The sequence below is a fragment of the Pseudomonas sp. HMWF006 genome, assembly GCF_003061205.1.
Taxonomy (GTDB): domain Bacteria; phylum Pseudomonadota; class Gammaproteobacteria; order Pseudomonadales; family Pseudomonadaceae; genus Aquipseudomonas; species Aquipseudomonas monsensis.
Genome location: NZ_QAIU01000475.1, coordinates 1 through 5,458 on the forward strand (window position 1 = coordinate 1; position 5,458 = coordinate 5,458).

The window sequence follows — 5,458 nt, forward strand, 5'->3', positions numbered from 1 at the left end:
GGCATAGATGTCGAACTTGGCACCGACGTCGATGCCTCGGGTCGGCTCATCGAACAGCAACACCGAACAGTCTCTCTCCAGCCAGCGCCCGATCACGACTTTCTGCTGGTTGCCGCCAGACAGCTCTGACACCAGTTGCGCCGGACTCGAACTGCGGATGCGCATGGCATCAATCTGCCGCTGCGCCAGCGAGATTTCGTCGCCGTTGTTGACGAAACCGCCGCTGGAAATCTCCGGCATGTTGCCCAATGCGATGTTGGCGCTGATCGACTGACTGAGCAGCAAACCTTCGCCCTTGCGATCTTCGGTGATCAACGCTATGCCATGACGCACAGCATCGACAGGCGAACGCACACTCACCGCCCTGGCTGGCGAGCCAAGCGCGATGGTGCCGCTGTCGGCGACGTCGGCACCGAAAATCAACCGCAGCAGCTCGGTGCGCCCTGCCCCGATCAGCCCGGAAATGCCGAAAATCTCGCCGGCACGCACTTCAAACGAAACGTCGCGCACCTTGTCCGAACGAGTCAGCCCCTTGACCGTCAATGCCGGCGCGCCGATGTTGCGCTGCCCCATGTCGATGTGCTCACCCAACTCACGACCGACCATCAATGTGACCAGTTGCTCGCTGTTGTAATTGGCCATCGGCTCGACGCAGACCAGGTTGCCGTCACGCAGCACGGCAATCCGTTGCGCGACCCGCGCCAGCTCTTCGAGGCGGTGGGAAATGTAGATGATCGAGACGCCACGCGCCTGCAACCGGGTGATCTGCTCAAAGAGCATTTCGACTTCGCGCGCGGTCAGCATCGCGGTCGGCTCGTCGAGGATCAATACATGGCAATCGCCAATCAGGTTGCGGGCGATTTCGACCATCTGCTGATGGCCAATGCCCAACTCGCCCACCAGCGTGTCCGGATCAATCGCGTCCAGACCGACCTGCGCCATGGCCTCGATCGCCGCCTTGCGCAATTGCTTGCGGCTGATCCAGCCACCGTTGCTCGGCAGATTATCGAGGAACAGGTTCTCGGCCACCGACAGGGTCGGCAACAGATTGAGTTCTTGCATGACCATGCGCACGCCAAGGTCTTCGGCCTGGGTCCGACTGCCCGGACGATACTCCTTGCCGTGGAACTGCATCTGGCCGGTGGTCGGCGTGACCAGTCCGCCAATGATCTTCGACAGGGTACTTTTCCCGGCACCGTTCTCGCCGGTCAGCGCCAGTACTTCACCGCGCATCAGCGTCAAGTCGATGCCGGTCAGCACCGGTTGCGCATAGGTCTTACCGATACCGCTGACCGAGAGGACAGCGTTCGGGGCGGAAACTGACATAAAAACTCTCCATGCGCTCGCCCGGACGGGCGAGCGCCGTTGTGTCGCCGGAAGACTTACTTGGTGACCAGTTCGACCGGCGTTTCAATCACGCCGTTGGCACCGCTGTCGACCTTCTCGCCCTTGATGATTTTCAGCGCAGTCTCGATGCCAAAGACAGCTTGCTTGGCGGCGAACTGATCGGCTGTCGCGAGGACTCGACCGTCCTTCAACATTGGCTTGATCGCATTGATGTTGTCGTAACCCACGACCTGCACCTGACCGGCCTTGCCCGCAGCTCGTACAGCGGAAACCGCACCGACGGCCATGCTGTCGTTGCCGGCCAGCAGCGCTTTGACTTCCGGGTATTCACTGAGGATCGAAGCCGCGACCTTGTTACCCTTGTCGATTTCCCAATCACCGGATTGCAGGGAAACGATCTTGATCTGTGCTGCGTCCATCGCATCCTTGAAGCCAGCAGTCCGCTGCTGGGCGTTGGTGGTCGTGGACACACCTTCGATGATGCCGACTTCGTCGCCCGCCTTCAGTTGCTTGGCCAGGTATTCGCCGACCAGACGTGCACCTTTACGGTTGTCCGGACCTACGAAGGGCACGCTGATGTTTTTGCTTTTGACGATCGCCGGATCGAGCTGATTGTCGATGTTGATCACGGTGATGCCGGCATCGACGGCTTTTTTGATCACCGGAACCATGGCCTTGGAATCGGAAGGCGCAATCACCAGTGCATTGACCTTCGCCAGAATCATTTGCTCGACGATGCGCGTCTGGCCGGCGGTATCGGTTTCGTCCTTGATGCCGTTGGAGATCAGGTCGAAATCGGCGGAATGTTCTTTCTGATAAGCCTTGGCGCCATCTTCCATGGTCAGGAAGAATTCGTTGGCCAGGGACTTCATGACCAGTGCGACTTTAGGTTTTTCCGGGGATTCGGCGAACGCCGAGGAGACAGGTAGTGCGGCGGCTGTGGCAGCCAGCATAGCGACAGCAAGAAGACGTCCAGCGAATGGCAGCTTCATGGGTTCACTCCGATCTTATGATTATTGTGAGCAACGCTTGCGCTGGCGTAAGCTACGTCGCTTCCCTCAGAGGGATTGCCCGCCGGGAAAGCTGCGCAAACGTTTGCGTAGACCGAACTATGCGAACCCTGCCGACATTTGTCAACAATCACACATCAGCATTTGTTGTAGGGCAAATCGCGTGATTCGCCCGCATCTCAGGCAGTAGTACTGATCAGACCGCCGCCGCCGGAATCCTTGGCCAGCTCCTTGATCAGGTTGCCCGAAACTTCCGAAAGAGCGCCGTTGGTATCGGCTATCTGCCCCTGAATCGCCATGACGGCGGTCTGCTTGGCTTCCGGAGTGGGATAACTGGCGGCTTGCGCTGCCGCCAATTGCTGTTGCTGTTCCTGCAGCTGCTTTTGCAGCTCCTGCAGGCGCTTGAGCAGCATTTTCACGGCGATACTTTGATTGCTGCCGCTTTCGGCCTTGCTGTCTTCCTGTGCGGCGCCACCGGTTCTGACCTGGGTGGTGTCGCCCTCTTTGTCGCCCAGCGACTGGGCGGAGGCTTCGGCAGTCGCGTCGCTCAGAGCATTGATCGTGGCTGCGGATTTGCCGCCGATGGTGACAGCGCTGGCATTTGGAAAACCAACCGAAAGTGACATGCGAACTCCTCAAAAAATAAAGATTCCTTGAAGACGCATCGGCGCGGAGCGCCGTTTCTTTAGCAAAGCCATCGAATCTGCGCCTTGCCCTCTGCAGAACAAGCGTGATCCTTTCGGCCAGCCGAACGCGCAAGCCGCCAATGTTCGGAAACCCGGATGCAGCGTTGAGTATCACGGCACAGCAACGTAAAAATTCCTGATTTAAATCATAAGGTTAAACATTTATCTCAAGCAAAGTACGGATGGTACAAATCCTGCTCCCTCCCCTGTACCCGGGTATCCAGATCGGCCCGGGCGCATCTAGATGAACCTGCATCAAGCACCGTCTCACTACTAGAGAGAAAAATAATGAAATCTGCTTTCAACACTTTGGTTCCGGGCGCATTGGCCCTCCTCCTGCTCCTGCCCACCGCCCTTCAGGCAAAAGAAGTCGAAACCCAGGCCAAGCTTGCCAATGTCGTGGTACTCGCGACCGGCGGCACCATCGCCGGGGCTGGCGCCAGCGCAGCCAACAGCGCCACTTATCAGGCAGCCAAGGTTGGCGTCGAGCAACTGATTGCCGGCATTCCCGAGCTGAGCAAACTGGCCAATGTGCGCGGCGAGCAAGTCATGCAGATTGCTTCGGAAAGCATCACCAACGAAAACCTGTTGCAACTGGGTCGTCGCGTCTCCGAACTGGCTGACAGCAAAGACGTCGACGGCATCGTTATCACCCACGGCACCGACACCCTGGAAGAAACCGCCTACTTCCTGAACCTGGTCGAAAAAACCGACAAGCCGATCATTGTGGTCGGCTCGATGCGTCCGGGCACCGCCATGTCGGCGGACGGCATGCTTAACCTGTATAACGCCGTGGCCGTGGCCAGCAGCAAGGAAGCGCGCGGCAAAGGCGTACTGGTGACCATGAACGATGAAATCCAGTCCGGTCGCGACGTCAGCAAAATGATCAACATCAAGACCGAGGCGTTCAAAAGTGCCTGGGGCCCACTGGGCATGGTGGTCGAAGGCAAATCCTACTGGTTCCGCCTGCCTGCCAAGCGTCACACCATGGATTCGGAATTCGACATCAAAAACATCAAGAGCCTGCCTGACGTAGAAATCGCCTACTCCTACGGCAACGTGTCCGATACCGCCTACAAAGCCCTCGCCCAGTCCGGCGCCAAGGCCATCATCCATGCCGGCACCGGCAACGGCTCGGTGTCCTCTCGCGTCGTGCCAACCCTGCAAGCCCTGCGCAAGGACGGCGTGCAGATCATTCGTTCGTCCCATGTCAATGCCGGCGGTTTCGTCCTGCGTAACGCTGAACAGCCTGACGACAAGTACGACTGGGTGGTTGCGCATGACTTGAACCCACAGAAAGCGCGCATCCTGGCAATGGTCGCCCTGACCAAAACCAACGACAGCAAAGAGCTGCAACGGATGTTCTGGGAATACTGATTGACCTTCGCCCGATCCGTTCGTGATCGGGCTCTTTGCTCACCCTTCACCGACCAGGTGGAGGGGGGGCATGCGCGGCAGCTCTCCTGCATTTTCCACACAAATATTTCGGCACACCTCACACCAAAATCGGAAAACGGCTGTCAGAGGATTTTCTTGAATTTTAAGCAGTTGCGAAATTGCCTACAGTTAAATACTGTATGCACGTACAGCTTAATAAGGATAACCTCGTGGCCACCTCTCCTGATGCTCCTGACGCCTACGAACGCATGGGTATTCGCGTTCAGAAAATCATCAATTCTCCGACTGCACAAAAAGCCAAAGCCGCACTGATCTTCCGCCTGCCGGATGAGCCAACGGATGAGTGGGAGCGCCTGCTCGAGGAAATCGACGAGAACGATAACGTCACCCTTGCCTATCGCGATGATGGTGGCGTGCAGATTTTTTGGGTTGTACCGAAGGAAGATTGATTCAATGAGTGTCCGCTGTTTTGCTTTGCTGTTGTTGTTCATCACCATGGGCGCGCAGGCTGGCGCCCCTCGCACATTTACCGAAGCCAAGAAGGTCGCCTGGAAGCTCTATGCGCCGCAATCCACCGAGTTTTATTGCGGGTGTAAATACACCGGCAACAAAGTCGATCTGAAGGCTTGCGGCTACGTACCGCGCAAAAACGCCAAGCGCGCTTCACGTATCGAGTGGGAACACATTGTCCCGGCCTGGGAGTTCGGCCATCAACGCCAATGCTGGCAGGAAGGCGGACGCAAGAACTGTACGCGTTACGACCCTGGCTATCAGAAGGCTGAAGCGGACCTGCACAACCTGGTGCCGAGCATCGGCGAGGTCAATGGCGATCGCAGCAATTTCAGCTACGGCTGGCTGCCAGTGCAGTCTGGCCAGTACGGCTCCTGCCTGACCCAGGTCGACTTCAAGGCGAAGAAGGTCATGCCCCGCCCTTCGATTCGCGGCATGATCGCCCGGACCTACTTCTACATGAGCAAGCAGTACGGCTTGCGCCTGTCGAAACAGGACCGGCAATTG

6 protein-coding genes are annotated in these 5,458 nt (G+C 57.8%); 3 read left to right on the plus strand and 3 right to left on the minus strand.

From position 1 onward, the window contains the following. The 3 genes from DBR24_RS20705 to DBR24_RS20715 all read right to left on the minus strand — a co-directional run. A partial coding sequence (locus tag DBR24_RS20705) for a sugar ABC transporter ATP-binding protein (RefSeq protein ID WP_146189092.1) occupies positions 1–1,326 on the minus strand: 1,326 nt, incomplete at its 3' end. A gap of 56 nt (positions 1,327–1,382) precedes the next feature. Continuing rightward, positions 1,383–2,339 (minus strand): sugar ABC transporter substrate-binding protein, encoded by a 957-nt coding sequence (locus tag DBR24_RS20710; RefSeq protein WP_123463370.1) that lies wholly within the window; start codon positions 2,337–2,339, stop codon positions 1,383–1,385. Positions 2,340–2,536: 197 nt separating this feature from the next. Further along, positions 2,537–2,983: a hypothetical protein gene (locus DBR24_RS20715; RefSeq protein ID WP_123463372.1), complete on the minus strand. Its 447-nt coding sequence runs from the start codon at positions 2,981–2,983 to the stop codon at positions 2,537–2,539. A 348-nt stretch (positions 2,984–3,331) separates the two neighbouring features. On the opposite strand from DBR24_RS20715, the gene DBR24_RS20720 reads away from it, so the two are divergent. From DBR24_RS20720 to DBR24_RS20730, 3 genes are all read left to right on the plus strand, one after another. Further along, a complete protein-coding gene (locus tag DBR24_RS20720; protein ID WP_123463374.1) occupies positions 3,332–4,420 on the plus strand; it encodes an asparaginase in 1,089 nt (362 codons plus the stop codon). 200 nt (positions 4,421–4,620) lie between these two features. Then, positions 4,621–4,890: a DUF1654 domain-containing protein gene (locus DBR24_RS20725; RefSeq protein WP_128615687.1), complete on the plus strand. Its 270-nt coding sequence runs from the start codon at positions 4,621–4,623 to the stop codon at positions 4,888–4,890. A 4-nt stretch (positions 4,891–4,894) separates the two neighbouring features. Further along, positions 4,895–5,458: endonuclease (locus DBR24_RS20730; protein WP_256591697.1), on the plus strand; the 564-nt coding region annotated here is incomplete at its 3' end.

Excerpts from the sequence above, each read along its gene's own strand:
- DBR24_RS20710 (WP_123463370.1), bottom strand. The coding sequence starts at position 2,339 with ATGAAGCTGCCATTCGCTGGACGTCTTCTTGCTGTCGCTATGCTGGCT.
- DBR24_RS20715 (WP_123463372.1), bottom strand. The coding sequence starts at position 2,983 with ATGTCACTTTCGGTTGGTTTTCCAAATGCCAGCGCTGTCACCATCGGC.
- DBR24_RS20720 (WP_123463374.1), top strand. The coding sequence starts at position 3,332 with ATGAAATCTGCTTTCAACACTTTGGTTCCGGGCGCATTGGCCCTCCTC.
- DBR24_RS20725 (WP_128615687.1), top strand. The coding sequence starts at position 4,621 with ATGCACGTACAGCTTAATAAGGATAACCTCGTGGCCACCTCTCCTGAT.